24 protein-coding genes and 1 pseudogene are annotated in these 25313 nt (G+C 60.5%); 10 read left to right on the top strand and 15 right to left on the bottom strand.

The annotated features are described in order from the left end of the window. Positions 1–1188, bottom strand: a complete 1188-nt coding sequence (locus PZN02_RS20840; protein WP_280662578.1) for an ABC transporter substrate-binding protein — start codon at positions 1186–1188, stop codon at positions 1–3. A gap of 270 nt (positions 1189–1458) precedes the next feature. On the opposite strand from PZN02_RS20840, the pseudogene PZN02_RS32255 reads away from it, so the two are divergent. Next, positions 1459–1684, top strand: a pseudogene (locus PZN02_RS32255) (hypothetical protein). 37 nt (positions 1685–1721) lie between these two features. Here PZN02_RS32255 and PZN02_RS20830 read toward each other — a convergent pair. The 6 genes from PZN02_RS20830 to PZN02_RS20805 form a co-directional block, all read right to left on the bottom strand. Beyond that, on the bottom strand, positions 1722–2588 hold the full coding sequence (locus tag PZN02_RS20830; RefSeq protein WP_280662577.1) for a substrate-binding domain-containing protein: 867 nt from the start codon (positions 2586–2588) through the stop codon (positions 1722–1724). Next, entirely contained in the window at positions 2545–3081 is a 537-nt protein-coding gene (locus PZN02_RS20825; protein ID WP_280662576.1) for a c-type cytochrome, methanol metabolism-related, read from the bottom strand. Before PZN02_RS20825 ends, PZN02_RS20830 begins: the two co-directional genes overlap by 44 nt. 78 nt (positions 3082–3159) lie before the next feature. Then, positions 3160–4965, bottom strand: a complete 1806-nt coding sequence (xoxF5, locus tag PZN02_RS20820) for a lanthanide-dependent methanol dehydrogenase XoxF5 (protein ID WP_280662575.1) — start codon at positions 4963–4965, stop codon at positions 3160–3162. Positions 4966–5238: 273 nt separating this feature from the next. After that, a complete protein-coding gene (locus PZN02_RS20815; RefSeq protein ID WP_280662574.1) occupies positions 5239–5652 on the bottom strand; it encodes a c-type cytochrome in 414 nt (137 codons plus the stop codon). A 13-nt stretch (positions 5653–5665) separates the two neighbouring features. After that, positions 5666–6496, bottom strand: a complete 831-nt coding sequence (gene fghA / locus PZN02_RS20810; RefSeq protein WP_280662573.1) for an S-formylglutathione hydrolase — start codon at positions 6494–6496, stop codon at positions 5666–5668. 8 nt (positions 6497–6504) lie between these two features. Next, positions 6505–7632, bottom strand: coding sequence for an S-(hydroxymethyl)glutathione dehydrogenase/class III alcohol dehydrogenase (locus PZN02_RS20805; RefSeq protein ID WP_280662572.1), 1128 nt, complete (start codon positions 7630–7632; stop codon positions 6505–6507). Positions 7633–7803: 171 nt separating this feature from the next. On the opposite strand from PZN02_RS20805, the gene PZN02_RS20800 reads away from it, so the two are divergent. Beyond that, positions 7804–8409: a hypothetical protein gene (locus PZN02_RS20800; RefSeq protein ID WP_280662571.1), complete on the top strand. Its 606-nt coding sequence runs from the start codon at positions 7804–7806 to the stop codon at positions 8407–8409. 130 nt (positions 8410–8539) lie between these two features. Here the strand turns inward: PZN02_RS20800 and PZN02_RS20795 are convergent, their stop codons facing one another. From PZN02_RS20795 to PZN02_RS20770, 6 genes are all read right to left on the bottom strand, one after another. Continuing rightward, a complete protein-coding gene (locus PZN02_RS20795) occupies positions 8540–8893 on the bottom strand; it encodes a hypothetical protein (protein ID WP_280662570.1) in 354 nt (117 codons plus the stop codon). Beyond that, positions 8890–9567 (bottom strand): hypothetical protein, encoded by a 678-nt coding sequence (locus PZN02_RS20790; protein WP_280662569.1) that lies wholly within the window; start codon positions 9565–9567, stop codon positions 8890–8892. The genes PZN02_RS20795 and PZN02_RS20790 overlap by 4 nt, the downstream gene beginning before the upstream one ends. Before the next feature lie 109 nt (positions 9568–9676). Continuing rightward, positions 9677–11920, bottom strand: coding sequence for a hybrid sensor histidine kinase/response regulator (locus tag PZN02_RS20785; protein WP_280662568.1), 2244 nt, complete (start codon positions 11918–11920; stop codon positions 9677–9679). Then, positions 11917–13086, bottom strand: a complete 1170-nt coding sequence (locus PZN02_RS20780; protein ID WP_280662567.1) for an FIST signal transduction protein — start codon at positions 13084–13086, stop codon at positions 11917–11919. The genes PZN02_RS20785 and PZN02_RS20780 overlap by 4 nt, the downstream gene beginning before the upstream one ends. A gap of 46 nt (positions 13087–13132) precedes the next feature. Next, positions 13133–13822: a response regulator gene (locus PZN02_RS20775; protein ID WP_280663322.1), complete on the bottom strand. Its 690-nt coding sequence runs from the start codon at positions 13820–13822 to the stop codon at positions 13133–13135. Between the two features lie 377 nt (positions 13823–14199). Further along, a complete protein-coding gene (locus PZN02_RS20770; protein ID WP_280662566.1) occupies positions 14200–15351 on the bottom strand; it encodes a helix-turn-helix domain-containing protein in 1152 nt (383 codons plus the stop codon). 392 nt (positions 15352–15743) lie between these two features. Here PZN02_RS20770 and PZN02_RS20765 point away from each other — a divergent pair, with 392 nt between their 5' ends. Genes PZN02_RS20765 through PZN02_RS20740 form a run of 6 tightly spaced genes read left to right on the top strand, consistent with a single transcriptional unit; the run spans position 15744 to position 21714 of the window. Then, the gene (locus tag PZN02_RS20765; RefSeq protein ID WP_280663321.1) at positions 15744–16757 is read left to right on the top strand and encodes a UDP-glucuronic acid decarboxylase family protein; all 1014 of its coding nucleotides are present in this window, start codon (positions 15744–15746) and stop codon (positions 16755–16757) included. Next, on the top strand, positions 16757–17743 hold the full coding sequence (galE, locus tag PZN02_RS20760; RefSeq protein ID WP_280662565.1) for a UDP-glucose 4-epimerase GalE: 987 nt from the start codon (positions 16757–16759) through the stop codon (positions 17741–17743). Before PZN02_RS20765 ends, galE begins: the two co-directional genes overlap by 1 nt. Beyond that, the gene (locus PZN02_RS20755; protein ID WP_280662564.1) at positions 17740–19599 is read left to right on the top strand and encodes a glycosyltransferase family 2 protein; all 1860 of its coding nucleotides are present in this window, start codon (positions 17740–17742) and stop codon (positions 19597–19599) included. Before galE ends, PZN02_RS20755 begins: the two co-directional genes overlap by 4 nt. Positions 19600–19608: 9 nt before the next feature. Then, positions 19609–20223, top strand: a complete 615-nt coding sequence (locus PZN02_RS20750; RefSeq protein WP_280662563.1) for a DUF995 domain-containing protein — start codon at positions 19609–19611, stop codon at positions 20221–20223. Then, positions 20220–21173 carry a glycoside hydrolase family 26 protein gene (locus PZN02_RS20745; RefSeq protein ID WP_280662562.1) on the top strand — a complete coding sequence of 318 codons (954 nt, stop codon included), beginning with the start codon at positions 20220–20222 and terminating at the stop codon, positions 21171–21173. The genes PZN02_RS20750 and PZN02_RS20745 overlap by 4 nt, the downstream gene beginning before the upstream one ends. A 25-nt stretch (positions 21174–21198) precedes the next feature. Next, the gene (locus PZN02_RS20740) at positions 21199–21714 is read left to right on the top strand and encodes a DUF995 domain-containing protein (protein WP_280662561.1); all 516 of its coding nucleotides are present in this window, start codon (positions 21199–21201) and stop codon (positions 21712–21714) included. Positions 21715–21811: 97 nt separating this feature from the next. On the opposite strand, the gene PZN02_RS20735 is transcribed toward PZN02_RS20740, so the two are convergent. After that, positions 21812–22117, bottom strand: a complete 306-nt coding sequence (locus tag PZN02_RS20735) for a hypothetical protein (RefSeq protein WP_280662560.1) — start codon at positions 22115–22117, stop codon at positions 21812–21814. A gap of 132 nt (positions 22118–22249) precedes the next feature. On the opposite strand from PZN02_RS20735, the gene PZN02_RS20730 reads away from it, so the two are divergent. Next, on the top strand, positions 22250–22393 hold the full coding sequence (locus PZN02_RS20730) for a hypothetical protein (RefSeq protein WP_280662559.1): 144 nt from the start codon (positions 22250–22252) through the stop codon (positions 22391–22393). A gap of 75 nt (positions 22394–22468) precedes the next feature. On the opposite strand, the gene PZN02_RS20725 is transcribed toward PZN02_RS20730, so the two are convergent. After that, positions 22469–23668, bottom strand: a complete 1200-nt coding sequence (locus PZN02_RS20725) for a GGDEF domain-containing protein (RefSeq protein ID WP_280662558.1) — start codon at positions 23666–23668, stop codon at positions 22469–22471. Positions 23669–23825: 157 nt separating this feature from the next. Here PZN02_RS20725 and PZN02_RS20720 point away from each other — a divergent pair, with 157 nt between their 5' ends. Continuing rightward, positions 23826–25124: an amidohydrolase family protein gene (locus PZN02_RS20720; RefSeq protein WP_280662557.1), complete on the top strand. Its 1299-nt coding sequence runs from the start codon at positions 23826–23828 to the stop codon at positions 25122–25124. Positions 25125–25313 lie beyond the last annotated feature (189 nt).

The following is a 25313-nucleotide window of genomic DNA, read 5'->3' as shown; positions in this document are numbered from 1 at the left end:
CTATCCTCCAAAGGCGTGGCAAGCGGTTTCGGGTGCATCGATACCCAGCGTGTCGAGCGGCGAATGCTGGTGCAGGTAGCCATCCTGCGGCGAAACGGACACCGTCACCCGACCGTCGGTCAAAAGGATCGGCTGGCGCAGTTGCCCGTTCCACGGGCGGAAGGTCAGCTTCTGCCCCTTGAACGCCGCCAACTCGAAATCCTCCGAAAGAGCATAGGCCCGCACGGACGCCGGGTCGGTCTTGCCGGACTGCGTCACGGCCTCGCCGATCACGCGCATGGCAAGCCATGTCTGATAGTCCTCCTCGCGCATGTTGCGCCCGGTCAGTTTCTCGAAGCGGCGTTGGAACTGCGTCGCGCCCCAGGCTTCATGGGCGGCATGCCAGGACACCGGGCGAAGGCCCGCGGATCCTGCCACAGGCCTTGGATCCCAGGAGTGATAAGGCAGGTAGGGTGCGAAGACGCCGGCCTCGTCGGCCGCGATGATCACGTCGTAATCCTCGGCATCCTGTGTAAATGCGGGGATCTGTTTTTGCACCATGACGTGGCCGGTATCCGTGCGCCGGGCGCCGCCCGTGTCGACGAACTCGCGCTCCTCGACGATCGTCGCACCGAACTTCGCGGCCGACTTGCGATAGTTTTCTGCCAGAAGCGTGTCTTCGGGGTGCGAGCCGTGGATCAGGAGGATACGCGGCCACTTCTTCCACATGAGGAACTGGATAACGCTATCGCTGAGCATGGAGCGGCTCGGTGAGACATGCAGCACGTTGGCGCGGCAGTCTGCGTCGCGCAGCGTCTCGTCACGAGCGCCTGCATTCAAAAGCAGCACCTCGGGCCCAGCCCCGTCTGACAGCGCCTTCAGGGTGTCGCCCTCGGCGATCACCGTGATCAGGCCGAAGCCTTCGGCTTTCAGCGCATCCAGCGCTGCCGCCGCCTTATCCGGTGCTACCGCCTGCGTCTTCAGCGTGTAGTCCGTGTCCGTGAAGGCGCCAGTCGTCCGATTGTCCTCGTTACCCAGCATGGCGCCGGCAAAACCCAGATCGGCAGGCGGCGCATCGAGCCGAGAAATCGGCGGGCCGACCACGCGATCGATCCTGAGCACGGCAGCTTTCACCTCCATGGCCCGCAAAGGGAGCGCGACAAGCATCGCCGCGCAAAAAACGGCAAGCGCGAGCCGTAGGTTGGACATTGCCGGAACGACCTCCCAATCTCCGTGAAGTCCCTTGGGCGAAAAGATTAACAGGGCAATTTGTGCCTTAAAACCGAGACTTAAGGAGCGTGGTTTCGCAAAATGCCTGTGCTAGGCTGAGCCATGCAACGCATCCTGATGGCGCTAATCCTGGCCTTGTTGCCGACACTCGCCTTGGCAGGGCTCGACAAGCCGCTGATGCCGGGCGCCAAGGTGGCGTTCCTCGGCATGACCTTCATCGACCTGTCGACGGAGGGCGCCTACAACGGTGTGCGCGCCGATGAAACGGCGCGGCTCAAGCTGTTGGAGGGGGCCGCGCGCCACCGTTTCGTGGCGGAAGGTCTCCAATCTCGTTCTATCGATAAACCTGGTGCTGCGCGACGTGCGCTCCGGCGAGGTGCTGCGCGGTCTTGCGGTCGACATCCGCTCGAACACCGACGACAGCTGGCTGCGCGGCCTTCGTTGCATCCTAAATAATCACCTCTTCAAAACGTGAGGCCGGCAGCCGCCGAGGCAGGCAAGCTGCGGACGGATCATTGTGACACCTTAAGCGGCCCTGTCCCCATATCGTTCACCAGCGGCACACCCGCCTCCGTGAGAATGGTGTTGATCTCAGACTGATTCCTGCGGATCAGGGAGTTCAGCTTGCGCTCCCAGACCTTCTCGCCTTGCCGCACGCCCATGGTGATGCGGTAGAAGAGCTTCGGCAGCGTCGGCTCCTGCAAAAGCGGCGTCACCTTCAGGTCCGGATGGCTCGCCTTGACCACGGGCGCACCGATCGGCCCCCAGAGGATGGCTGCGTCTATGGCGCCGGACTTCAGGTCGGCAAGCATCTCGTCGGCCGGGTCCTCGTAACGCCGATCGACCATCAGATGGTACGGCTTCGCTTTGGGCAACAGTCCGTTCCTCGCCATATGCGTCGCCGGCGGGGTTCCCGCGATAATGCCGATCCGCTTGTCCTTGAGGAGTGGATCAGACAGCTTCGTGACGCCGGACAGCGGACCGCCCGAGTGGACGATCAGTACATATGCAGAGGTGTAGTAGTGGTTGGTATTCAATACCAGCTCGTCGCCCTGGGCGTAGCCAATGACCACATCGCAGGTATTGGCCTGCAGGGTCTTGCGAATGAAGCCGGTGGCCATTGGAAACCAGGTATAGTCCAATGGCAGTCCGAGCTTGGACGCCATCAGCTCGGCAATCTTGTTCTCGTACCCTTCGCCCGAGCGATCCGACATCGGCAGATTGGCCGGATCGGCACAGACTCGGAAAGCTGTCTTCGACACCAAGTCCGACGTCTGTGCCATTGACGGACCGGCACAGACGAGCAGGACGAGAGCGCTGACTGGCCCGACGAGGCTAGTTACTGCCGAGGCACGATTTTTCAGCATCCCGGATCGCATCCGATTTCGCTTCCTTCTTGGCCGGGCGTCCCCGCGGCAAGGCACCGGAGCCACGCGCTTTCAAATAGGTATAGATGTCGTCGAGATAACACATCACGTTGGCGTTCTCACCGAAGGCGGGCATCACCGAGTGCTCGGCCACGTTCACCTTCTTGCGTCCGTTCGTGACAACTTCGAGAAAGGCGTAGTAGTCCAAGTTTATCGCCGAGTTCTTCAAGGCCGGCGCGTAGCTTGAGCCCTCCCCCTCCGGGCCATGACAGACATGACATTCGGAGTGGTAGCGGCGGAAGCCCGAATAGGTCATCCAGTCGACCGTGCCATCCTTGGCGATGTTGAAGGTCGGAACGTCATCGGCGGTAAAATACCGCCCGTTCTCGCTGCGGACCGCGGTGATGTTGTCCTTTGGCGCCGATGCGTCTTCTGCGCCAGCGGTGCCGGCAAGAAACGTCAACACGGAAAGGATCAACGGTATAGCGAGTGTGGTTCTAGTCATCTTACGTCCTTTTAGGCGGGAGACGAATGGACGCGGGTTTGGCTACCCGCGCCCATTCCCTGAGCGAAGATTGCCGCTTCAATCCGGCAGCTTGAACACGGTGAGCGTGCCGCCGAGCGCGGTGTAGTTGCTGAGGGCCGCATAGCCGCCGACAGCTCCCAGACCTTCATTCGGGTTGGTCAGGCCCGCTGCCAGACCAATGCCGGCCCAGCCGCCGACACCCGAGAGCACGGCCACGTACTGCTTGCCGTCACGGGCGTAGGTCATCACGTTGCCGATCACCCCTGAAGGCGTTTTGAAGCGATAGAGCTCCTTACCCGTGGAGGCATCGACCGCCTTCAGGTAGCCCTCGAGCGTTCCGTAGAAGACCACGTCACCGGCTGTTGCCAGAGCGCCCGACCAGACGGAGAAGGGTTCCGGCAGGGACCACTTGATCTTGCCTTCCTTGTTATCCCAGGCAATGAAATTGCCCATGCCGCCATGGCTGTCTGCCGCCGGATACATCGACAGCGTTGCCCCGACATAGGGCTGACCGGCGGTGTAGTTTACCCGGAACGGTTCGTAGTCCATGCAGACATGGTTGGTGGGCACGTAGAACAGCTCGGTCTTCGGCGAATAGGCCGCGGGCTGCTGGTCCTTGGATCCGAGCGCCGCCGGGCAGATACCGGTCGAGTTGGTGTCCTCGCCATTCTGCTCGGTCGAAAACTGCGCCACGACCTGCGGCCGACCGTACTGGTCGGACTTCGGGTCCATGTTTACTTCGCTCGCCCAATTGACCTTGGGATCGAATTTCTCGGCCACCAGCAGCTCGCCGGTAACACGGTCCATCGTATAGCCGAAGCCGTTGCGGTCGAAATGGGTCAGCAGCTTGCGATCCTTGCCGTCGATCTGCTGGTCGGTAAGGATCATCTCATTGACGCCGTCATAGTCCCATTCGTCGTGGGGCGTCATCTGGTAGACCCATTTGGCCATGCCGGTATCGACATCGCGCGCCCAGATTGTCATCGACCAGCGGTTGTCACCGGGTCGCTGGGTGGGGTTCCAGGTCGAGGGGTTGCCCGATCCGTAATACATCAGGTTCAGTTCGGGATCATAGGCGTACCAGCCCCAGGTCGTACCACCGCCGATCTTCCACTGATCGCCCTCCCAGGTGGTGAGGCCCGAGTCCTTACCGACGGGCTTGCCCAGGTGGGTGGTTTTTTCGGGATCCATCAGCGTATCGCTGTCAGGGCCCATGGAATAACCGCGCCACAGGAGCTTGCCGTCCGCGATCGAATAGGCCGTCACGGAACCGCGCACACCGAACTCGCCGCCGGAGATACCGACAAGCACTTTGTCCTTCACGGGCATGACGGTGGCGGTGTTGGTCTCGCCCTTGGAAGCATCGCCGTTCTTGACGCTCCAGATGACCTTGCCGGTCTTGGCGTCGAGCGCCACGACCGTTGTGTCGGCCTGATGCAGGAAGATCTTGTTATCCGCATAGGCCACACCGCGATTGACGGTGTCGCAACACATCACGGGAATGACGTTCGGATCCTGTTTCGGCTCATATTTCCAAAGAATCTGGCCGTCATTCTTGAGATCCAGCGCGTAGACCGTGTTCGGAAACGGCGTATGGACGTACATGATGTCGCCGACGACGAGCGGCGCACCTTCGTGACCGCGCAGCACGCCGGTCGAGAAAGTCCATGCCACCTGCAGTTTCCCGACATTGTCCTTGGTGATCTGGTCGAGCTTCGAGTAGCGCAGGTTGGCGTAGTCGCCGGTCTGGATAGCCCATTGATTGGGATCGTCGATAAGCTTCTGCAATTCCGAGTTGGCAAGAGCGACCTGCGCGCTGCCGCCTACCGACATGATGGCAAGCAATGTAAGAAGTCGTTTCATTTTCATCCTCCTCTCGAGTGCTGCCGATCAGGGTCAATTCAACCCGCTCGCTCCGGGAAAACCTCACGGTCTCCTCACTTCCCGGCATCGGCCTGCGACACTATCCCCGCGGCTTCAACGAGGCCGGGGCACCTTCGTCCTGCTTTTGGTTTTCGGCTCCTCCTTCGCTTTGGTGAATGTCGCCCGAGAGTGTGCTGCGGTTTCGGGACAACGACATGCATGAAATCAAGGACCTAAAGCGCGTCGCGTGGCTGCAATTGAGTGCGACGCGCTTTAGGGAAACGTTGCCAAATAGGCGATCAGATCGGCGCGCTCCTGATCCTTGCGCAATCCAGCAAAGGTCATCTTCGTGCCGGGCAAAAAGGCTTTCGGGTTGGTCACGAACTCAGCGATCTTCTCAGGCGTCCAGGTCAATCCACCTTCCGCCGCCTTGGCCATGGCAGGGGAATAGGAGAACCCTTCGATTTTGCCGGCGGGGCGGTCGACCACACCGGTGAGCAGGGGGCCAGTCTTCGATTTGGCATCCGGACCGATCGCATGGCAGGCCTGACACTTGCGAAACACCGTCTTGCCCGCCGCTGGGTCGCCGGCCGCGGGATCAAGAGCGAGCGCCGGCGCAACCGAGCCTGCGAAAACTCCACCAAATACGACGACTGCGGTCAGTGCGGTACCAGGTCTAAAAGCCATGCCTTCCTCTCCCTTACGCGGTGTTCAACCGCTGTGCATGCCAGCGCACGTGGTCTTCGCCGAAGCTCGCCACGAAGTAGTAGCTATGGTCATATCCCGCCTGCATCCTGAGGACGCTGGCTTGCCGCCGCTCGGCCAGCAGCCGGGCCATCGCCTCGGGCTGCAACTGTCCCAGAAACTGGTCCGCCATGCCCTGATCGATCAGGATATCGCCCTGCCAGCCAAGTTCGCTTAGCAGCAGGCAGGCGTCGTACGTGCCCCAATGGGCCTCGTCGTCACCGAGATAGGCCGAGAACTGCTTGCGGCCCCAGTCGGACCGGGTTGGATTGACAATCGGTGCAAATGCGGAAACCGAACGGAACAGCGAAGGATTGCGAAAGGCGATCGTCAGCGCGCCATGACCGCCCATCGAGTGCCCGGTAATGCCGTTGACGCCGTTCACCGGCAAGTGCTCTTGCAGCAAAGCGGGCAATTCCGTGACGATGTAGTCATACATCCGGTAGTGCCGTGCCCAGGGCTTCTGCGTCGCATTGACGTAGAAGCCTGCGCCCTGACCGAGATCATAGGCCTCGTCGTCGGCGACGCCTTCGCCGCGCGGCGAAGTGTCGGGGAAAACCAGCGCCAGCCCCTCTTCCGCCGCGTGCCGCTGCAGGCCCGCCTTGATCATGGCGTTCTCATGGGTACAGGTCAGCCCCGAGAGATACCATAGCAGTGGGACCGGATGCCTCCGCGCCTGGGGTGGCAGGTACAGGCCGAATGTCATCTCGACGCCGCAGACATCGGACATGTGCCGGTAGACCGACTGCGTCCCGCCGAAACATTGGTTTTGCGTTACGAGTTCCATGTTCACGCTCAATAGAGGACGACGCTGCGGATGCTTTCGCCGGAATGCATCAGCTCGAAGCCCTTGTTGATGTCATCGAGCGGCATCGTGTGGGTGATCATCGGGTCGATCTCGATCTTGCCTTCCATGTACCAGTCGACGATCTTCGGCACGTCGGTGCGCCCGCGCGCGCCGCCGAAGGCGGTGCCCATCCAGGTGCGGCCGGTGACCAGCTGGAACGGCCGCGTCGCAATCTCCTGGCCGGCGCCGGCGACCCCGATGATCACCGACTTGCCCCAGCCGCGGTGCGAGGCCTCGAGCGCCTGGCGCATCACGCGGGTGTTGCCGGTGCAGTCGAAGGTATAGTCGGCGCCGCCGATCTGGTCGGCACCGCGCTTGGTCAGGTTGACGAGATAAGGCACGATGTCGTCGCCGACCTCCTTCGGATTGACGAAGTGGGTCATGCCGAACTTCTCGCCCCAGTGCTTCTTGTCGTTGTTCAAATCGACGCCGATGATCATGTCGGCACCGGCGAGTCTCAGCCCTTGAATGACGTTGAGGCCGATGCCGCCGAGGCCGAAGACGATCGCCGTCGACCCCATTTCGACCTTGGCGGTGTTGATCACCGCGCCGATGCCGGTGGTCACCCCGCAGCCGATGTAGCAGATCTTGTCGAACGGCGCGTCGGGATTGACCTTGGCGACCGCAATCTCCGGCAGCACGGTGAAGTTCGAAAAGGTCGAGCAGCCCATGTAGTGATGGATCTTCTCGCCGTTGAGCGAAAACCGCGAGGTGCCGTCGGGCATCAGCCCCTGGCCCTGGGTGGCGCGAATGGCGGTGCAGAGATTGGTCTTGCGGCTGAGGCAGGACGGGCAGGATCGGCATTCCGGCGTGTAGAGCGGAATGACGTGGTCGCCCTTCTTCACCGAGGTGACGCCGGGGCCGACGTCGACGACGATGCCGGCACCCTCATGGCCGAGGATCGCCGGGAACAGCCCTTCCGGGTCGGCGCCGGACAGGGTGAAATCGTCGGTGTGGCAGATGCCGGTCGCCTTCACCTCGACCAGCACCTCGCCGGCCCGGGGGCCTTCGAGCTCGACTTCGGTCACAACAAGGGGTTTTCCGGCTTCGACAGCCAGAGCAGCGCGAGTGCGCATCAATGCCTCCGATAACTGCGTTCTGTAAGGGTGGCCCTGTGTGGCCTTGTACGCAGATTACAGACGCGCCAAAGCACAAAGACAATTGCGACCTTAGTGTGTAAAACGCGACCTTTGGCTTCTCCCTTGGTCAGCCTATACTGACGCTCGTTCGAACAGGGGAGACCGAAGATGAGTGCCGCCAGTTATGCGTTCAGTCTGGCACTTTGCCTGACGCAAGCTCCCGGCTTTGCAGGCGCTGCGGACTTTTCCGATCCCGACTGGCCCTGCATCCAGCGCAAGGTCGAGAACCTTTCGGCAAGCCTGATGTGGCCGGAGCCGATAGCGCCTATGGCACTTGCTCCTGCGGCAAATGACTTGGTGGAAGTCGTGTCGCTTCGCCGGGTTACACTCGAAGAAGCAGAGGCCCATCTCCGGGCCTTCGTCGAGAAGAATGCTCCCGTGGACGGCCAACTGCTCGGCAATATCTTCCTCGCCGTATTCGACAAAATCGCCGATACCCGACAGCGGCTGATCGCCGGGATTGCCCGCTATTCCCGCAGCCAGATCGCGCTCTCCTCGCGGATCGACGACGGCCGCGTCGAGATGGCTAAGCTTACGCGCCAGAAAGATCCGGATTTCGACCGTATCGACAAACTGGAGGAACAGATCGACTGGGACGAGCGCATCTACCGCGAACGCGCACAGGCGCTCACCTATGTCTGTGAAACGCCGGTGCTTCTGGAGAAACGCGCCTATGCCATTGCCCAGATCCTGCTCAAGCAGATGCCGGATTGAGCCATACCTCTCCACGTAGGCACGTGGCCTTCGGCGTTTCCTTAAATCGCAGCCGATTTAAGGAAACATGCAACAGTTCAAAGTGCTACAGCGCCGTTTGCGTGTCGGATAAGACGTGCGGTGCTGTAGGTCAGAAGCACAGCATCTCCGCCTCTGCCTGGGCGCGCCTCAGATCGGCCACCATCGTGCGCGGCATGGCCGCCGACTTGAACATGGCCGTATGTTCGCCGCCTACCTGCTGCAGCGACAGCACGGTCTCGGCCTGGACATATTTGTCATAGGGCAAGATGGATGCGATCAGGTCGATCGAACAGGCACATTTGCCCAACACCGCTCGGCTTTGGCCATTGACCGCCATGCAACCGAACACGTAGTCGGCCCGCGCCTCGGTCGGATAGTCGTTCAGGCGCTCCGACACGCTCTGTCCGCTTGCCGGCACAGCGGCTGCTGCAATTGCCAGCGCTGATAGGGCTTCCCGCATCATGGCCGGCCCTCCCCCGCCCGTTTCAGGGTAATCGCGTTGGAATAGCCGGCCTCTGCCCCGCCAGCAGCCGCCGGCACGGTGGCAACCAGCGAATAGTACCAGCCAGGAATGTCCTCCGACACGGTGACGGCAAGCGCCAGTTCGGCAAACCGCCCCATTCTCTCGCGCGCCTTGTCTTTCGTGAACGGCCGGATCGTTACCTCGCGCGCGGCGATGTCGCGGTTCTCGTAGTGGAGTGATACGGGCATGACTTGCGCATCCCGCAGCAGGGCCTCCTTGATCCGGTTGCGCATGTAAAAGGGGCTGCCACCCGATTGAGCGGCAACGTCGGCAAGCACGTTTTCGAGGAAGTACATGATGACGGGGTTGCCGACCGAAGCCGGATAATTGCCAAGCCCGCGGGAACGGGTGCCCTGATAGAGGGTCATGGCGACATTGTCGTTGGGCTCGATCTTCAGGCCTATGCCGAAGCTGCCGCCTGTCTGCCCGACATTGGTACCGGATATGACCTTGTCATAGACAAGCGTGCTCCGCCCTGCTTCGCTATTACCCGGCACCGCCTCGAGCCCCTTCAGTGCGGTCGACCGAAAGAGAAGCTCGTAAGTTTCGGCAGCCGCGGCCGGCCCATGGCCCATTCCAAGCAGCAACAGAGCAAAGAGGAGAAGAACACGCATCGCAGACCTTCCGTCCTAACAGCGCCGCGCGTCTTACTGGACGCGCTGCTGGCGATGAGCCTAGCAATGCCTGCCGGAAAGTCACCGGAGACCTTTGTCTGTGTTTGTTTCACGCCACGCGCGCCCGGGTCTTCCAGTCGATCAGCGCCCGCAGCCGCACCAGTTGCACCGGCTTGTTGAGCACGGCGAACGACATTTCGTTGCAAAGCTGCAGGAATTGGCGCTGCCGGTTGGCAGAAATGATGATCGCTGGGATTTCGATTCCCGCAAGCGCGCGCAGCGTGCGAATGGTTTCTATGCCATTGTCGCCGTCGTCCAGCTGATAATCGACCAGCAGAATGTCGGGCGCTGTGCCGATTTCCTGCATCAGCGCAGCGGCATCGACCGTCGAGGCCGCCGCCAGGACGCTCGCTCCCCAGCTTTCCAGCACCTGCGTCATCGCGTGAAGCTCGTCGGAATCGTTCTCCACGACCATGACGATGAGATCGAGGCTGCCATCAAGCATCTGCTCCATCATCGGGTTTTCGCAGACGCTGGCACGGCCAGGCGCGGCAAGCGGCACTTCGATCGAGAAGACGGAACCACGGCCGGGCTGCGACACCAGCCGGACGGGATGATCGAGATGCCGGCAGGCCCGCTCGACGATCGACAGGCCAAGTCCCATGCCCGTGCCTTTTCCAGCACCGCCGGCCCGGATGAACTCGTTGAAGATCCGGGTCTGGTCCACCTCGGAAATGCCTGAACCGGTGTCCCAGACTTCGATCCGCAGCCGATTGCTTCTGAGCCGGCAACCAACCAGCACACGGCCGCGCTCTGTGTACTGGATCGCGTTCACCACCAGGTTCTGGACGCAGCGCATCAGGTAGCGCTGATCGCTGGTGACCCAGCGCGTGGAAGGGACTATCCGAAGCTCTATCCCCTTTTCTGTCGCCAACGGCGCCAGATCCCCGGTGAGGCCCTGCAGCAGGCTTCCGAGTTCGAACGACGTGATGTTGAACTCGGCTGCCGCACTGTCGAGGCGCGAAATATCGAGGAGCGCCTGCAGAAGCGATTCGATCGAGGTAAAGGATCGCTTGAGCCTGCCGACCACATCTTCCGCCCCGGGCTGCCCCGCCGTCTCCGTCAACATCGAGAGATAGAGTTTCGCGGCGTTGATCGGCTGAAGAAGGTCATGGCTGGCGGCCGCCAGGAAGCGAGTCTTGGATGTATGGGCCGATTCGGCTGCCTCCTTGGCCTGCCGAAGGGCGGCTTCGATTTTGATCTGCTCAATGGCATGGATCTGCAGCAGGCGATTGGCTTCGGTCAGTTCGGCGGTCCGCTCCTGTACCCGTTGCTCCAGAAGCGCTGCCGCTTGCGTCTCTGCGGTAACGTCCATGAGCGACACGATGAAACCGTCACCAGGCAAGGAATGAATGCGAATGTCGAGGCTCATGCCGTCGCGTCGCCGACACCGTTCCTGCATCGTCTCGCCGCGGCGCATGGCCTTGAACCAGCTCGCGAATTTGGACCGTCGGCCTTTGCGCTCGAGAATCTCGTGACGTTCCAAATGTTCGATGATGCGCTGGAAGGGACTTCCCTTCTTCAGAAGTGAAAGCGGTACGCCGAGAAGCTCGCCGAAACGCTCGTTGCGAACCAGCAATTCGCCGCGTGACGAAAACGTGCAGATGCCGAGCGACATGTGATCGAAAGCGGCCTGCAGGAAATGGGCCTGCTGGTCGATCAGGCGGTTCTTCTCGCGCCGGTTCTCCCGCACGATGTCGGTGATTTCGGTCTGCAGCACGGTGATGCTGCCGGAACTGGTCTGACGGTAGGAAATCTGGAACCAGCGATCGTTCCTCAACTCCATGACAAAGGACGAAAAGCGTTGGCCGGACCTCTGCTCCGTCACCTGCGGCTGGGGACGGCTGATCCCCCCGTTTTCGTCCCGGCTCAGATACTTGCTGGCATTGACGGCCGCGAGGTAGTCGTCGAAACCGAGACCGGGTTTGATCAGCGGCTCGACGTCGGGGAGTAGGTACCGGAACTGTGCATTGCAGACCTGCAACCGCTCATCGGAGAAGAGGGCGAAGCCGTCTTCCATGGCCACCATGGCATCGGCGAGGTTTCTCTGGATGCGCTCCTGCGTCTGATAGGCAATCTCAAGTTCATTCGACGCCCTGCCGAGTGTGTCGAGGGCCTTTTCCAGATCCTTGGTCTTTTCCCAGACCTCCGTCTGCAGAGCGATGGCGGATTCGAAGAGTGAATAGGCGGAGCCGCCGACTTCATGACCGCGTTCGGCCCGATTGATCAGCGCCTCGATGATCTTGGCCTGCTTGGCGATCTGGATCTTGTAGGGTTCGTTCGGATCGATCACAGCGGCGCGCCTCCCTTTGGCCGGAAGAATGCGACGCCTACAAAGGTCTGGTTCACATGCACGCCGAGGTGCTGTTCGCCATAGGTGTTGAAACCGACGACCCGATGCTGGCGGAACTGCTCGGACGCCTTGCCGTCCAGGCCCTTGCGCTCGATCTCGAGCTTGCGCAGATAGCAGTCGAACCCCAGGATGAAATCAGGTGCCTCACCATCCTTGTCGCTGACGGCGAGACCCGTCTCGAGCGTGCGGATGATTTCCTTGCCGCGGCCGAGCCTCAATAGCAGACCGTCATCGATCGCTGACAGGAAGGTGAGGCCATGTTCGCCGTTAATCTGCTGGATTGCCCGCACGTGATAGAGATTGCCGTTGCGCACCAGTACCGGGTTCTCGGCGAAAACCATCGGTGACAACTCGCTGACCGGCACGTTGACGAGCCGGGCATACTCCTCGGCCGCCGGTGTGCCATTGATTTCCAGAACCAGCCGTTCCTCCGGGACAGCACGGGTCACCACCATGCGTGTTTCCGTGGGCTGGAAATGATCGAAGCCGAGGCCGCTAAAGTCCAGATCGGTTTCCAGTAGCAGAAGAAGCGCAGCGTTGCTGTGGAACTCGCCATTGCGCAGAACCTGCGTGCGCTCGAACCGCAGCCCGTCGCCGGCCGACCCGCCAAACACGGGAATGTCCTTCAGGCCCGCCTCCAGCGCTGCCATCAGGATATCCTCCTGTTTGGACAGTCCATCGGCAAAAACCAGGGCAAGCCGCTTTCGACCCGGCGTCGCACGGAATTGCGAGGCGAGCCGCTCCGTCTGCGACACGACATCAGCGATCGAAACCGGCGAGATCGGTTCGAACAGGATCGAGGCCACCCGGAAGTGATGCCGCTGGAAGGCGATCGCCAGCAACGCGTCGTCTTCATAGCCCCGCGACGTGATCTGGCCGGCTGTCGTGCAGCCGAAGACCACAGTGTTCGGTAGCGACACTCGCAGAGCCTTGGCAACGTCATCGGGTTGAAGCCTGTTCGGCACGAACAGAAGGACGAAGCTTGGCCTTGCGGTGGCGAGCTGCCGTCTGATATCGGCAAGCGCAACGGCCGCGTCATCGGCACGCGATGCGGCAAGCCGCACCGCCTCCGCCGGTTTGCGGTCAAGATCGTTGACAGCCGTCATGCGCCGTCATCCTCCCTTCAGTCCCGATTGCCTGCGCCGGCACGTCTCATTGCAGGCTATGACGGATCGAGACTTCGCGCACAAGCATCGCCGCCTGTGTGCGGTTGTGGACGCCCAACCGGCGCAAAAGCGCCGTGATATGGGCCTTGACGGTCGCCTCGGCCAGCTGCATCTCGTAAGCGATCAGCTTGTTCGGCATCCCCTCGCAGATCAGGCCCAGAATGCGGGTCTGCTGCTGCGACAAATGGGCGATCTTGCGCGAAATCGATTCCACCGACAGGTCCGTGGCTGTGGTGCGGGACGGGATTGTGTAGCCGGGCGGCACATAGGTCTTGCCGTTCCAGATATCTTGCATCGCGTCCTGGAAATTCTGCCGGTCCATATCCTTGGGAATGAACCCAGCAGCACCGGCCGCAATAACCGACTGAACGACCTCCTTCGACGTGATCGCCGAGATGACGATCACTGGGATATCGGGCATCCTTTCCTTGATCTTCAGAAAACCGCTCAGACCCGACGCATCCGGCAGATTGAGATCAAGAATGATCAGATCGGGCGAGAACCGCATCCGCAGTTGCTGCATCGCTTCGCTTAACGAAGTTGCTGTTCGAATTCGACGCGTTTTGAAGGTGCTTTCCATCGTCGCGGCCAGGGCATCACAATAAAGCGGATGATCATCGATCACCAAGGCCGATTTTATTGAAAGCGAGTGGACAGGTAACGCAGTCTGCGACATGGCACTCCTCCCAAAATACTTCCTGGTCTTTGGAGCGGCGTCAACCAACTACAATTACACCGGAAGTATCTATGCTCCCATTGCGGTCATGCTCTCCTCCAGCACAACAGCGAGGAATTTGTCGCACAGTTTTCGAGGTCCGGCAATTGCCGAATGCTGCACCATCGGCTACCCGCTGAAAGCACTCAAGTGCCGTGCCGAAACGCGGCAACCGATAATCCTCGGCCGAAGTCGTCCTCGACGGCGGGCAGACAGATACTTCCGCTTCGTTGGCTGCCTGCCCTGAAACTCGCCGCAGCAGATCATTGCAATGATTGCCGTTCAGCCGAGTGCGGCGGGCGTGATAAACGCTGTCGCTTGACTGCCTGCTGGCGTTCTCAGACTTGAACGGATTTGAGCCAGTCGCCGATGGTGGTTCCGCGGGGGCGCTCGGAAAGAGCAAGTGGTGCGACATGCTGTTCGGCGGCCGCCATCTTGCGGATGTCGCGCGGGTTTGCGCCGAATTCGTGGTTGAAGGCACGCGTGAAATTCGCGGCCACGTCGAAACCTGCGGCTTCCGCGATTTCGGATATAGGCCGCTTGTTCGTCGGGTCGCTGAGGTCCGCATAGGCCTGCAGAAGCCTGCGGCGGCGAATGTAGTTGAGGACGCCGCCACTCGGCTCGAACAGTTGGTAAAGGCGTGTGCGGGAAATACCGAGTGCGCGGCACATGGCATCCGGTGTCAATTCCCCGGAATGAAGGTTGAGATGGATATACCGGTGCGCCCGTTCCATCATTCCCATGTTTACCGGGGACCCTGCCGCATCCGGCCGCGTCGACGATGCAGCGCAAGCGACGATCATGTCGCGAATCGTGCGCACGATACGCGGCACTTCAGGCGCGGCGATCGTGCTGAGGCTTGATTCGATGCCATTAATGTAGTTGATGAGAAGCTCCGCCAAACTACCTGACAAAACAGAATTATTGGCACCATCAAGCTTGCTCGCATCGTCCGCCAGCAATTCGTATGGCATGAAGAGAAGGACGGCCACGGACTCCGTCACGCGCCCGCGGTAGGGATAGCCAAGGGACCGGAAAAAGAGCTCTCCCGGCCCTGTCTCCGTGACGTGGCGATCGACTTCGGTCCATGCTCGACCGCTGCGAAACACTCCGACGTTCCAGTGGTCGATCGGGCTGGAGCGCAGCATGGCGCGAGACCGCTCATAGCTATATCCCGGCGTACGCTGTTGAACGACGAGCAAATCGCCGAGGTGCCATCCTACCTGCTCGGCAGGAAAGCCTTCATCCGGAGACTTCCCGTCTGGCAAACGAACATCGATCAGCGGTGCCATGTGCCCGCGCCACGCGTCAAACTGCTCCGCCGGCGGTAATCCGAGCGTCGAGAAATGCGAGGGCACCAGCCCGGGATGGGCGATGGCTTGATGTTCCCCTCGCGCAGTTGGCTCGCGGGGCCACCGGCGCCGCTCCAAATGGGCGGGCCAGGCGGAAACTTCCGGCGGACTATCTCCTGATCCAGACTCCTTACTCATGCAACTCCTCCAGTGAATGGTCGCTCTCGAGCGTGAAGCGCGGGCCATGGAATGCCTGCAGAGGGGGGCCATCCCGTCTCTTCACAACTCGCCCAGCGGTAGAACAGAGCTCACAGCTTACATCCAGGGAGTGCTCGTTATACCTCTTTTTGTGTAGAAATGCACGGCAAGATAACTATCCGGATTGGGTGATAATGACATTCTCCACACGGCGGTTGTATCAGTAGGCAACAGTCGCTTCCAAATAGCGCAAGGCAAAAGCCAGGGTAGTTTCGAACGAAAGTGTTTGCATTACCTAGTCATTTTTTTCGTTGGCGAACAAACTCTTATGTCGCCGATTAATTGCGTGGAGCTTATCCGTGAATTACTTTCGAAATAATTTCATAAACGCTTTGCCAACGACAAAAGACGACAGTGAATTCCAGCAGCGCGCGAAAAATCTGAAACGAATACTCGTTACTGGCGGCGCGGGCTTCCTGGGATCACATCTATGCGAGCTGCTTCTCGGCGCCGGTCATGAAGTCATCTGCGTCGACAACTTCTCGACCGGCGTGAGACGCAATATCACGCAGTTGAAGAGCTTCGAAACCTTTCGCGTCATTGGCCATGACATCGTGGAACCGATCGACCTCGAGGTCGACGAAATCTATAATCTCGCATGTCCGGCATCGCCGCCGCACTATCAGGCCGATCCGATCCAGACCATGAGAACATGCGTGATCGGGTCGCTAAATCTCCTCGATTTGGCTGCGCGCAGGGGCGCACGCATCTTTCAGGCCTCGACGTCGGAAATCTACGGCGATCCGCAAGTCCACCCGCAGGTGGAAAGTTACTGGGGCAACGTCAATACTTTCGGCCCACGCTCCTGCTACGACGAGGGCAAACGTTGCGCAGAAACCCTGTTCCACGACTTCCACAAGGTTCACGGGGTCGAGATCAAGATCGTTCGCATCTTCAACACCTATGGCCCCCGGATGCGCCCGGACGATGGCCGCGTCGTCTCGAACTTCATCGTCCAGGCCCTCAAAGGTGAGGACATTACCATCTATGGCGATGGATCACAGACCCGATCCTTCTGTTTCGTGGACGATCTGATCGACGGCTTCGTGCGCCTGATGGCGTCGCCGCCGTCGCTCACTGGCCCGGTCAATCTCGGCAATCCCGGAGAGTTCACGATCAGTGGACTCGCTGAGCAGGTGATCCACCTGACCGGCTCTCGCTCGAAGATCGTCCGCCGGCCTTTGCCTGTCGATGATCCGCGTCAACGCCGCCCGGACATTTCGCTCGCAACGAAAGCGCTCGGCTGGCGCCCGACAGTCAATCTGTCGGATGGTCTCGCCCGCACCATCCACTACTTCGATGGCCTCCTCTCCGGCTCCGATCGGAAAGTCATGGAACTGGTCTGATGGACGCGCCACGTATTCTTGTGACGGGTGGCGCCGGCTACATCGGCAGCCACACCGCAAAGCTTCTCCGCCTGGACGGCATCGAGCCCGTCGTCTACGACAACCTGTCGACCGGGAACCGCTCCGCGGTGCGCTGGGGACCGTTCGTGCATGGGGACATCCTGGACACGGCCCGCTTGGTCGAAGTGATTGAACAATATCAGCCGGCCGCCGTCATCCATTTCGCAGCATCCGCCTATGTCGGTGAGTCCGTCGCCGACCCTGCGAAGTACTATAACAACAACGTCCGCGGAACGCTGTCGCTCCTTGATGCTTGTCGGCAGGCCGGCCCCGACAAGATCATCTTCTCATCGAGTTGCGCCACCTATGGTGTACCGGCGGTATTGCCGATCGACGAGGCCACGCGGCAGATACCGATCAATCCCTACGGCAAGACGAAGCTGATGGCCGAGCATATGCTCGCCGACTACGCGTCGGCCTTCGGCCTCAGCTACGTTTCGCTTCGTTATTTCAACGCCTGCGGAGCGGACCCGGAGGGCGATCTCGGCGAATGGCACGATCCCGAAACGCATCTCATTCCGCGCGCGCTGATGGCTGCAGCGGGCAAGATTCCGCATCTGGAGGTCTTCGGCAACGACTACGACACGCCCGATGGGACCTGTGTGCGCGACTATATCCACGTGGCCGATCTCGCGCGCGCCCATGTGCTGGCATATCGGCATCTCGCCAAGGGTGGAGCGAACCTTGCGCTCAATCTCGGCACCGGCCGTGGTTTTTCCATAAAAGAGGTGCTTCGGGCAATCAGCGAGGTTACCGGGAACGACGTCCCGGTCGTGTTTCGCCAGCGACGTCCCGGAGATCCGCCGGCGCTGTATGCGAATGCTGGACTCGCTTACGAGACGCTCGGCTTCCTACCCTACTATTCCGATCTTGAAACAATCGTGCGAACGGCCGCGCCATTCTTCGGACTGGAGGCGCGACGGTGACCCGCCTCTCCGCCAACGACGGAACGAACACTTCGCAGGGTGGCGAGCCTTTGCTCGTCCCCGTCCTCACGGGCTATCGTCGCGCGGAATATCTCCTCGGCGCCGGCCTCTGGGCAGCAGCCCTCGTTCATTTCTGGGCCTGGTGGCTGGAGCCGCGCCACCACATGGACGCTTTGGGCAGCGTTACGGTGACCGCGGTCCTCGCGTGGGTGACCCTCCTGCCTGCCTACTTCATAGCGGTGTTCTATCGCGCGGCAAAACCAAATGGACCTCTGCAGTTGCCGGCCGGCAGTCGCGTCGCCATGGTCGTGACCAAGGCGCCATCAGAACCTTTTTCGATCGTGTCGGAAACGCTGATCGCGATGCTCGCACAGGATGTTCCGCACGACACCTGGCTCGCGGACGAAGATCCCTCCGAGGCGACGCTCGAGTGGTGCCGCAGGCACGGCGTCCTCGTCTCGACCCGCAAGGGGCGAGCCGACTACCATCGCACCTCGTGGCCGCGGCGCACGCGTTGCAAGGAGGGCAACCTCGCCTTCTTCTACGATCATTACGGTTATGATCGCTATGATTTCGTAGCTCAGCTGGACGCGGACCATGTTCCTGAGCCCGGCTACCTTTTCGAGATGCTGCGCCCCTTTGCCGACCCCATGGTTGGTTATGTCTCCGCACCGAGCATCTGTGACCGCAACGCGTCCGATAGCTGGGCGGCGCGCGGAAGGCTTTATGCCGAGGCGAGCATGCACGGCTCGCTTCAGGCTGGCTATAATGGGGGGCTGGCGCCGCTGTGCATAGGATCGCACTATGCGGTCCGCACGGCGGCGCTGGAGGAGATCGGCGGGCTCGGCCCGGAGCTGGCGGAAGACCATTCCACTACCTTGATGATGAATGCTGCCGGTTGGCGCGGGGTCCATGCGCTCGATGCGATCGCGCACGGTGATGGACCGCGCACCTTCGGGGACCTCGTGACCCAGGAGTTCCAGTGGTCGCGCAGCCTGGTCATGTTGCTGCTGCAGTATTCGCCACGCTTGGTCGGCAGGTTGCCGCTGCGGCTGAAGTTCCAGTTCCTCTTCTCTCAGCTCTGGTACCCGCTTTTCGCGTGCTTCATGGCGCTGATGTTCGCGATGCCGATTATTGCACTGGCACGCGGCCAGAATTTTGTCGCTGTGACCTATCCTGATTTTTTCGCGCATTTCGCGCCGCTTTCCATCATCCTCGTCCTTCTGGCCCATCGCTGGCGGGCAAGTCGCTCGTTCCGGCCATATGACGCCAAGATCCTCAGTTGGGAATGCATGCTCTTTCTCTTTGCCCGTTGGCCTTGGGCGCTCGCTGGCACGCTGGCGGCGGTGCGCGACTGGCTCACCGGATCCTTCGTGGATTTCCGCGTCACACCGAAAGGTGCATCCGAGGTCGATCCATTGCCGCTCCGCGTGCTGACGCCTTACGTGCTCCTCGCGGTTACGTCGGTGCTGCCTGTTCTCCTTGTTGACGATGCTGCTGAAGCCAAAGGCTTTTATCTCTTCGCGATCCTGAATGCCGCAGTCTACTGCCTGCTTCTGCTGGTCATCGTCGCGCGGCATTCGAAGGAGAATGCGGTCGCCACCACCTTCCGTTTTCGCCGTCCGGCGATGGCGGCCGGCCTTCTGGCACTCGTCGCGTTGCCCGGTATTGCGACTGCCGAACACGGGAAAGAAGGGCTTGAGGCGCTCGCATGGGGCACCGGGCACCTCCGCATTTTCGAGCAGCGCTATGCGGTGGCTGGCGCCGGTCAGGACGGCACCCGTTTGCGAAAGATTGTCTTTCGACCGCGCTGGGTTTCCGTCACGGCGGAACAAGGAAACGGTGGAGCACGCTGAGGACAAGCGATGACAGAAAAAGTCAAACGTGATCGAAAACAGGGCTGGGATACCCGCTGTGCGATGCTCGTCAGGCACTTCGCCCTTGGCGTCATGCCAGCCGCCCTTCTCTTCGGGCAATCGCCAGCGTCGGCAGAAGCCTTGGTTCCGAAAAACGCGCGCGTCATGACCGCAGCGGAACTCTACATGGTCTTCCGCGACAAGACGTGGAAGTGGGAGGATGGCGCCGGACGAATGCAGAACGAGGGCCGCATATTTACGGCCTGGGCGCAATCGGATACCGGAGCGACATGGGCGGAAGGCCGCTGGATCCTGAACGACCACGGTCAGCTTTGCCTGAAGGCGGTCTGGCATAGCCAGGAGGCGGCCGCGAGCAACACGGCCTGCTTCAGTCACCGGATACTCGATAATACCATCTACCAAAAGCGGGAGCCTGCCGGAGACTGGTACGTCTTTAAGCATGCCAGGCCGCTGGCCGATGACGAGTTCAAGAAACTCGTCATCGAGGATCTGGTCGGTGCGAGGCTTCCCCTCATGCAAAGACTAGTTACGACGCAGCCGAAATCAAAGATCGATGGCGTTCGCCCGGAAACCGAGGCGAACGAGCTTGGAGACACACAATGAACAGGAAATCGAAAGCGATCGTATTCTCAGTCGTCGGCCTGTTGCTGTCAGGCACTGTCCTGGCGGCCACTATACCGCGCGGGATCCCCAACGCAGATTCCACCACCACCGCGATCCCCTCACAAAAGCGGCCTGTACTCACGGAGCACTCGATAGACTTCGGCGCCTACGACCCCCATGGCGATTTCAGCAAGCCGTCGCAGTCCAAGATCGAACACCTCTTCTTGCCTTGGGAAGATGTCGACCTGACAACGCTGACCCTTGCCGACGACTACGCGCGAGCACGTGGGCGCTCTCTTATGATCACAATCGAGCCCTGGTCCTGGTCGCCCGAGTGGCGGGTCTCTGACCAGGAGCTTCTGCGCTCCATTCTGAGCGGGGAGCGCGATGAAAACATGGCGGCGGTCTGCTCGACGGCCGCCACGCTGAAAAGCCCGATTATCATAAGGTGGGGCCAGGAAATGGACGAGACGGACAACCAGTTCTCCTGGTCGCACTGGCGGGGTGAGGAATTCAAAGCGGCCTACCGGCGCATAGTGAACGTGTGCCGCGAACATCTGAAAAACGCGAAATTCATGTGGTCGCCCAAGGGAAACCAGGGGCTGGAGGCGTTTTATCCTGGAGACGACGTCGTGGACATCGTCGGGTTGTCGGTGTTCGGCTATCAGGAGTACGACAAAGGCACGACTGGCCGCGACCAGTCATTCTCGGAACGGCTGACGCCTGGATATGAACGGGTGAAAGGCTATGGCAAGCCAATTATGGTCGCCGAGCTAGGCTATGAAGGTGACGCCTCCTATGTGGCGAACTGGGCCGCAAACGTTGCCACGCGTCATGAGGAGTTCCCTGGACTGACAGCGGTCGTCTACTTCAACGACCGCGAAATCTACGCATGGCCCGGAGGCTATGGGCGGCCCGACTGGCGGGTCGTCCGGGAAAGTACCAATTAGCAATCAGTTCGACAGGAGACATGAAATGACGTCAACACTACGCACAATGTCCTTGGCTGTAGCCATAGCCGCGGCCATTGGTGCGACGGCATCGGTCGCCGAGGCCGCGACCAGACGCGTGAACGCTAAAAATGCAACGCCGCTGACGCACGAGGAGCTTTATAAGCTCTACGGCCAGAAATCGTGGATCTGGAACGGGGGCGCAGGGTATTTCTCGGTGCGGCAGCGCCGGTTTACCGCCTGGTCGAGGGAGAACGGCAATCCCTCCTACGGCGTCGGTCGGTGGTTCATCACCGGACCAGGAAAACTCTGCTTCACGGCTGATTGGCACGCCAAGGACGGCACCGCTCCGGCAACAACATGCTTCAGCCATAGCAAGCGAGGGAGCGTCATCTTTCAGAAGCGCGAGCCGGATGGCGAATGGTACGTCTTCAGGAACGCGCCCGCAAAAGCTGACGACGAATTCTCGAAGCTTCGCCGCGGCAATTATGTAGGCGCGCGGCTGAACAAGATCGAAGCGGGGCTCGGCAAGGTCGAATGATCCTGACGGGGATGAAGGAGTTGCGCCGCGTTGGCCGTCGGCGCATCAATTCGGCCCCGCAGATGAGCCCCTCGCGCCGAACGGCGCGACTCCGCCCCTATCGAAGGAAGCATCGCGAGGTGCTGCCAAAACCGCTCGGCGTGCAAATATATGGCGCGCGCCCGAGATAGGCGGCCCGTTCGAGCTTGGCAGGACGTTGAACGACGACCTGCTTGGTCGCGACGGGCTTGTTGCTCGACTCCGCATAGCCGACCTGCCTCGTCAGCGACGAGGTGTGGATACTCTGGTCCGGCATGGCCGAACATCCCGACACGGCTGCTGCAAGGAGTAGAGCAAACACGCTCCGCACTATGTTGCTGCGGCCGTCGACTAGCCCGACCGAAGTTCTTGTTTGCGCTTTCATGTCTAGAACTCCTGGTTCTTGAACCTCATGCGCATCACGGTAGATGAGACGATTTAAGTCGCCGTGCAGAAAATGCTTACAACTTGACCTATCCCACCCGGGGGGCCACCTGCATGTGGGAGTAGGTCGATCGTGCCCCTCGCCACCACAACATTCCAACATGTGATCGCCGCGATCGATGTCCGCTTCGCGCCGAAGACAACTATGGGCCTCGGCGGCTTCAGCGAGGTCGAGAAGCTCGATCACATGCCGACGTGTACGCCCGGCCAAGGCTAACTATGACTTCTCCTCGGAGAATGTCGCAGAGGTGAAAAGTGATCCTGCGGCAGCTTACGCCTTTCCCACCGGAAATCACGCACGCACGCTTGATGGGAACAAATGGTCCGATCTGGTTTCACCCGAGGGGATAGGCGCGTGATACGCCCCGTCTACGACAACCTGGTTTCGGCCAGCAGCTTTCGCGGCGTAGAGCGCCCGGTCGGCCCGCGAGATGGCCTTGTCCAAGGCCCGTTCCTCCGACTGCACCGCCGACACACCACAGCTGACCGTGATCCTGTCGCTGATGCCCTCGCCGCGCCAGTCTCTTTCGGCAAAGGAATGCCGCAGCCGCTGTGCGATCGAGTAAAGGTCCTGAGGCGCCGCCGCTGGCAGGAAAGCAACGAACTCCTCGCCGCCGACGCGGGCGACATATCCATCCGCGCCGACAATATGCCGGAGGTCACGGGCAAGCGCCACGATCACCTTGTCACCAATCGCATGGCCATAGTTGTCGTTGATCCGTTTGAAATAATCGATGTCGCAGACCACGACCGCGCCCCAGGGGATCGTGGACTTCAAGCCTCTTTCGATTGCCTGTTCGAAGCCGCGTCTGTTGAAGAGGCCTGTTAGAGGGTCTCGCTCGGAAGCATCGCGATGTCTTTCGACCGCCGCCGACGCAATCGCGCCTAAGGCGATAAACGGGAAAAGCATGCAAACCGTGATCGTTGTGACGTGGACGGCGAGATTGTAGGCGGAATCGGCAAAATCGGCGAAGTCGTCACTTGCCGTCGTGAAAAACGTAAAGAAGATCGTGCGCGCGAGCGTGTCGAGCACGACGATGGCACTCGTAAAGACCAGAGCTTTATCTACGGGACGGGAGGCCTTTCGCACCACAACGCAGAGCGCCATACTGAACAGGAATGCAAATCCGGCATCGGTCAGGAACAACTGCCATACCAGGCTTTCTTTGACGAATACGAGGTACGCCAGAGCAAGCGTATAGGCCACGGCAAAGAGCGTTCGCTCCACGCGGATCGTTGGCGCACCGAAATGAGCGAGTATGCCGCTGCCGTAGCAATAGGCAGCTCCGATAAATACAAGGCCGGAGGCAAAGGCATCGAAGGAGGGCTCTATCGAGAAAGTCGAAAGTACGAAGCCAGCCGCTGTTTGGGCGAATCCTGCGCTCCAGTGCCAAGAGGTCGTAATCTTCAGATGCCAGAGGAGAAAGAAGGCGAGTGCCACGATGCTGAATAGCGCTGGCGGCACATAGACGATAATATTGCTCGTCCCCATGGCGGGTCATATCCCAGTTATATGCATTGCCCATACAGCCTTGGATCTATTCGAAGCATTTTAACGTTTCTTGAATCTTAAAAGAAACCTTCCAGAAAGTACTCTCCATGACTCGTCGCGAACCGGAGCGCCAAGTGAACACCCGGAGAAGCCACCGATGTTCGACCTGATCATCCGCAACGCCAACCTTCCGGACGGCCGCCAAGGTGTCGATCTGGGCCTCAAAGGCGGCAAGATCACCGCGATCGAGAAATCCATTGCTGCAACTGACGGCGAGGAGATTGACGCGACCGGCCGACTGGTCAGCCCACCCTTCTGCGACCCGCATTTTCACATGGACGCGACGCTGTCGCTCGGCATGCCGCGAATGAATGTCTCCGGTACGTTGCTGGAGGGTATCGCGCTCTGGGGGGAATTGCGCCCGGTGCTGACAAAGGAAGCGTTGGTCGAGCGGGCCCTGCGCTATTGCGATCTCGCCGTCAGCCAGGGTCTTCTCTACATCCGTAGCCATGTGGATACGTCCGACCCGCGCCTTGTGACGGCCGAAGCACTGCTGGAAGTCAAGGAAAAGGTCGCACCCTATATTGATTTGCAGCTCGTCGCCTTCCCGCAGGACGGCTATTACCGCGCCCCCGACGGCGTCCGCTCACTCGAGCGTGCACTCGATATGGGGGTCGGCATCGTCGGCGGCATTCCACATTTTGAACGGACGATGGAAGACGGCACCCGCTCGGTCGAGGCGCTGTGCCGGATCGCCGCCGATCGGGGTCTGCCCGTCGACATGCACTGCGACGAAACTGACGATCCGATGTCGCGCCACATCGAAACGCTGGCGGCCCAGACGGTGCGTTTCGGCCTCAAGGGACGCGTTGCGGGTTCGCACCTCACCTCGATGCACTCGATGGACAACTATTACGTTTCGAAACTCATCCCACTGATTGCCGAGGCGGAGATCAACGTGATCCCCAATCCGCTGATCAACATCATGCTGCAGGGCCGTCACGATACCTATCCGAAACGGCGGGGCATGACACGGGTGCGCGAATTGATGGCGGCGGGGCTCAACGTTTCCTTCGGGCATGACTGCGTCATGGACCCTTGGTACTCAATGGGCTCAGGTGACATGCTGGAGGTTGCCCACATGGCAATTCACGTGGCGCAGATGGCCGGCATCGAGGACAAGCACAAAATCTTCGACGCGATTACCGTCAATTCGGCGAAGACGATGGGGCTCGAAGGTTACGGCCTCGAAATCGGCTGCAATGCAGATCTCATCGTGCTGCAAGCGGTCGACGTCACCGAAGCGCTGAGGCTGAAACCGAGCCGGCTGTTCGTCATCAAGGCGGGGAAGGTGATCGCAAGGACAGCGCCGCGCATCAGCGAGCTGTTCCTCGGCGGGCGTCCGGCTTGGATCGATATCGCGCAAGATTACCTGCCGCAAACGCCACAGCGCTGAGCCTCCATGGGGCTCACGCAGTACAGACCGGCCGCGACAGTCATGGACGAGGAGATCGTCCAATGCGTCCCTTCTCGGCGGCCCTACAGCGCCGCGTGTCCAATCGGACGCGCAAAGGTTGCTGTAGCACTGGTTCTCTGCATGACTCCTTAAATCGATTCCGATTTAAGGACAAAACGCGACGCGCAA

Origin of the sequence: Sinorhizobium garamanticum (assembly GCF_029892065.1) — a bacterium.
Classification (GTDB): Bacteria; Pseudomonadota; Alphaproteobacteria; order Rhizobiales; family Rhizobiaceae; genus Sinorhizobium; species Sinorhizobium garamanticum.
This window is presented reverse-complemented; position numbering and strand designations above follow the sequence as displayed.

What these genes read in the sequence shown, in the direction of transcription:
- PZN02_RS20840 (WP_280662578.1), bottom strand. Translation starts at nt 1,188, where the DNA reads ATGTCCAACCTACGGCTCGCGCTTGCCGTTTTTTGCGCGGCGATGCTT.
- xoxF5 (WP_280662575.1), bottom strand. Translation starts at nt 4,965, where the DNA reads ATGAAACGACTTCTTACATTGCTTGCCATCATGTCGGTAGGCGGCAGC.
- PZN02_RS20825 (WP_280662576.1), bottom strand. Translation starts at nt 3,081, where the DNA reads ATGACTAGAACCACACTCGCTATACCGTTGATCCTTTCCGTGTTGACG.
- PZN02_RS20770 (WP_280662566.1), bottom strand. Translation starts at nt 15,351, where the DNA reads ATGAGTAAGGAGTCTGGATCAGGAGATAGTCCGCCGGAAGTTTCCGCC.
- PZN02_RS20725 (WP_280662558.1), bottom strand. Translation starts at nt 23,668, where the DNA reads ATGGGGACGAGCAATATTATCGTCTATGTGCCGCCAGCGCTATTCAGC.
- PZN02_RS20815 (WP_280662574.1), bottom strand. Translation starts at nt 5,652, where the DNA reads ATGGCTTTTAGACCTGGTACCGCACTGACCGCAGTCGTCGTATTTGGT.
- PZN02_RS20800 (WP_280662571.1), top strand. Translation starts at nt 7,804, where the DNA reads ATGAGTGCCGCCAGTTATGCGTTCAGTCTGGCACTTTGCCTGACGCAA.
- PZN02_RS20775 (WP_280663322.1), bottom strand. Translation starts at nt 13,822, where the DNA reads ATGTCGCAGACTGCGTTACCTGTCCACTCGCTTTCAATAAAATCGGCC.
- PZN02_RS20780 (WP_280662567.1), bottom strand. Translation starts at nt 13,086, where the DNA reads ATGACGGCTGTCAACGATCTTGACCGCAAACCGGCGGAGGCGGTGCGG.
- PZN02_RS20720 (WP_280662557.1), top strand. Translation starts at nt 23,826, where the DNA reads ATGTTCGACCTGATCATCCGCAACGCCAACCTTCCGGACGGCCGCCAA.
- galE (WP_280662565.1), top strand. Translation starts at nt 16,757, where the DNA reads ATGGACGCGCCACGTATTCTTGTGACGGGTGGCGCCGGCTACATCGGC.
- PZN02_RS20745 (WP_280662562.1), top strand. Translation starts at nt 20,220, where the DNA reads ATGAACAGGAAATCGAAAGCGATCGTATTCTCAGTCGTCGGCCTGTTG.
- PZN02_RS20735 (WP_280662560.1), bottom strand. Translation starts at nt 22,117, where the DNA reads ATGAAAGCGCAAACAAGAACTTCGGTCGGGCTAGTCGACGGCCGCAGC.
- PZN02_RS20750 (WP_280662563.1), top strand. Translation starts at nt 19,609, where the DNA reads ATGACAGAAAAAGTCAAACGTGATCGAAAACAGGGCTGGGATACCCGC.
- PZN02_RS20830 (WP_280662577.1), bottom strand. Translation starts at nt 2,588, where the DNA reads ATGCGATCCGGGATGCTGAAAAATCGTGCCTCGGCAGTAACTAGCCTC.
- PZN02_RS20790 (WP_280662569.1), bottom strand. Translation starts at nt 9,567, where the DNA reads ATGCGTGTTCTTCTCCTCTTTGCTCTGTTGCTGCTTGGAATGGGCCAT.
- PZN02_RS20805 (WP_280662572.1), bottom strand. Translation starts at nt 7,632, where the DNA reads ATGCGCACTCGCGCTGCTCTGGCTGTCGAAGCCGGAAAACCCCTTGTT.
- PZN02_RS20795 (WP_280662570.1), bottom strand. Translation starts at nt 8,893, where the DNA reads ATGATGCGGGAAGCCCTATCAGCGCTGGCAATTGCAGCAGCCGCTGTG.
- fghA (WP_280662573.1), bottom strand. Translation starts at nt 6,496, where the DNA reads ATGGAACTCGTAACGCAAAACCAATGTTTCGGCGGGACGCAGTCGGTC.
- PZN02_RS20740 (WP_280662561.1), top strand. Translation starts at nt 21,199, where the DNA reads ATGACGTCAACACTACGCACAATGTCCTTGGCTGTAGCCATAGCCGCG.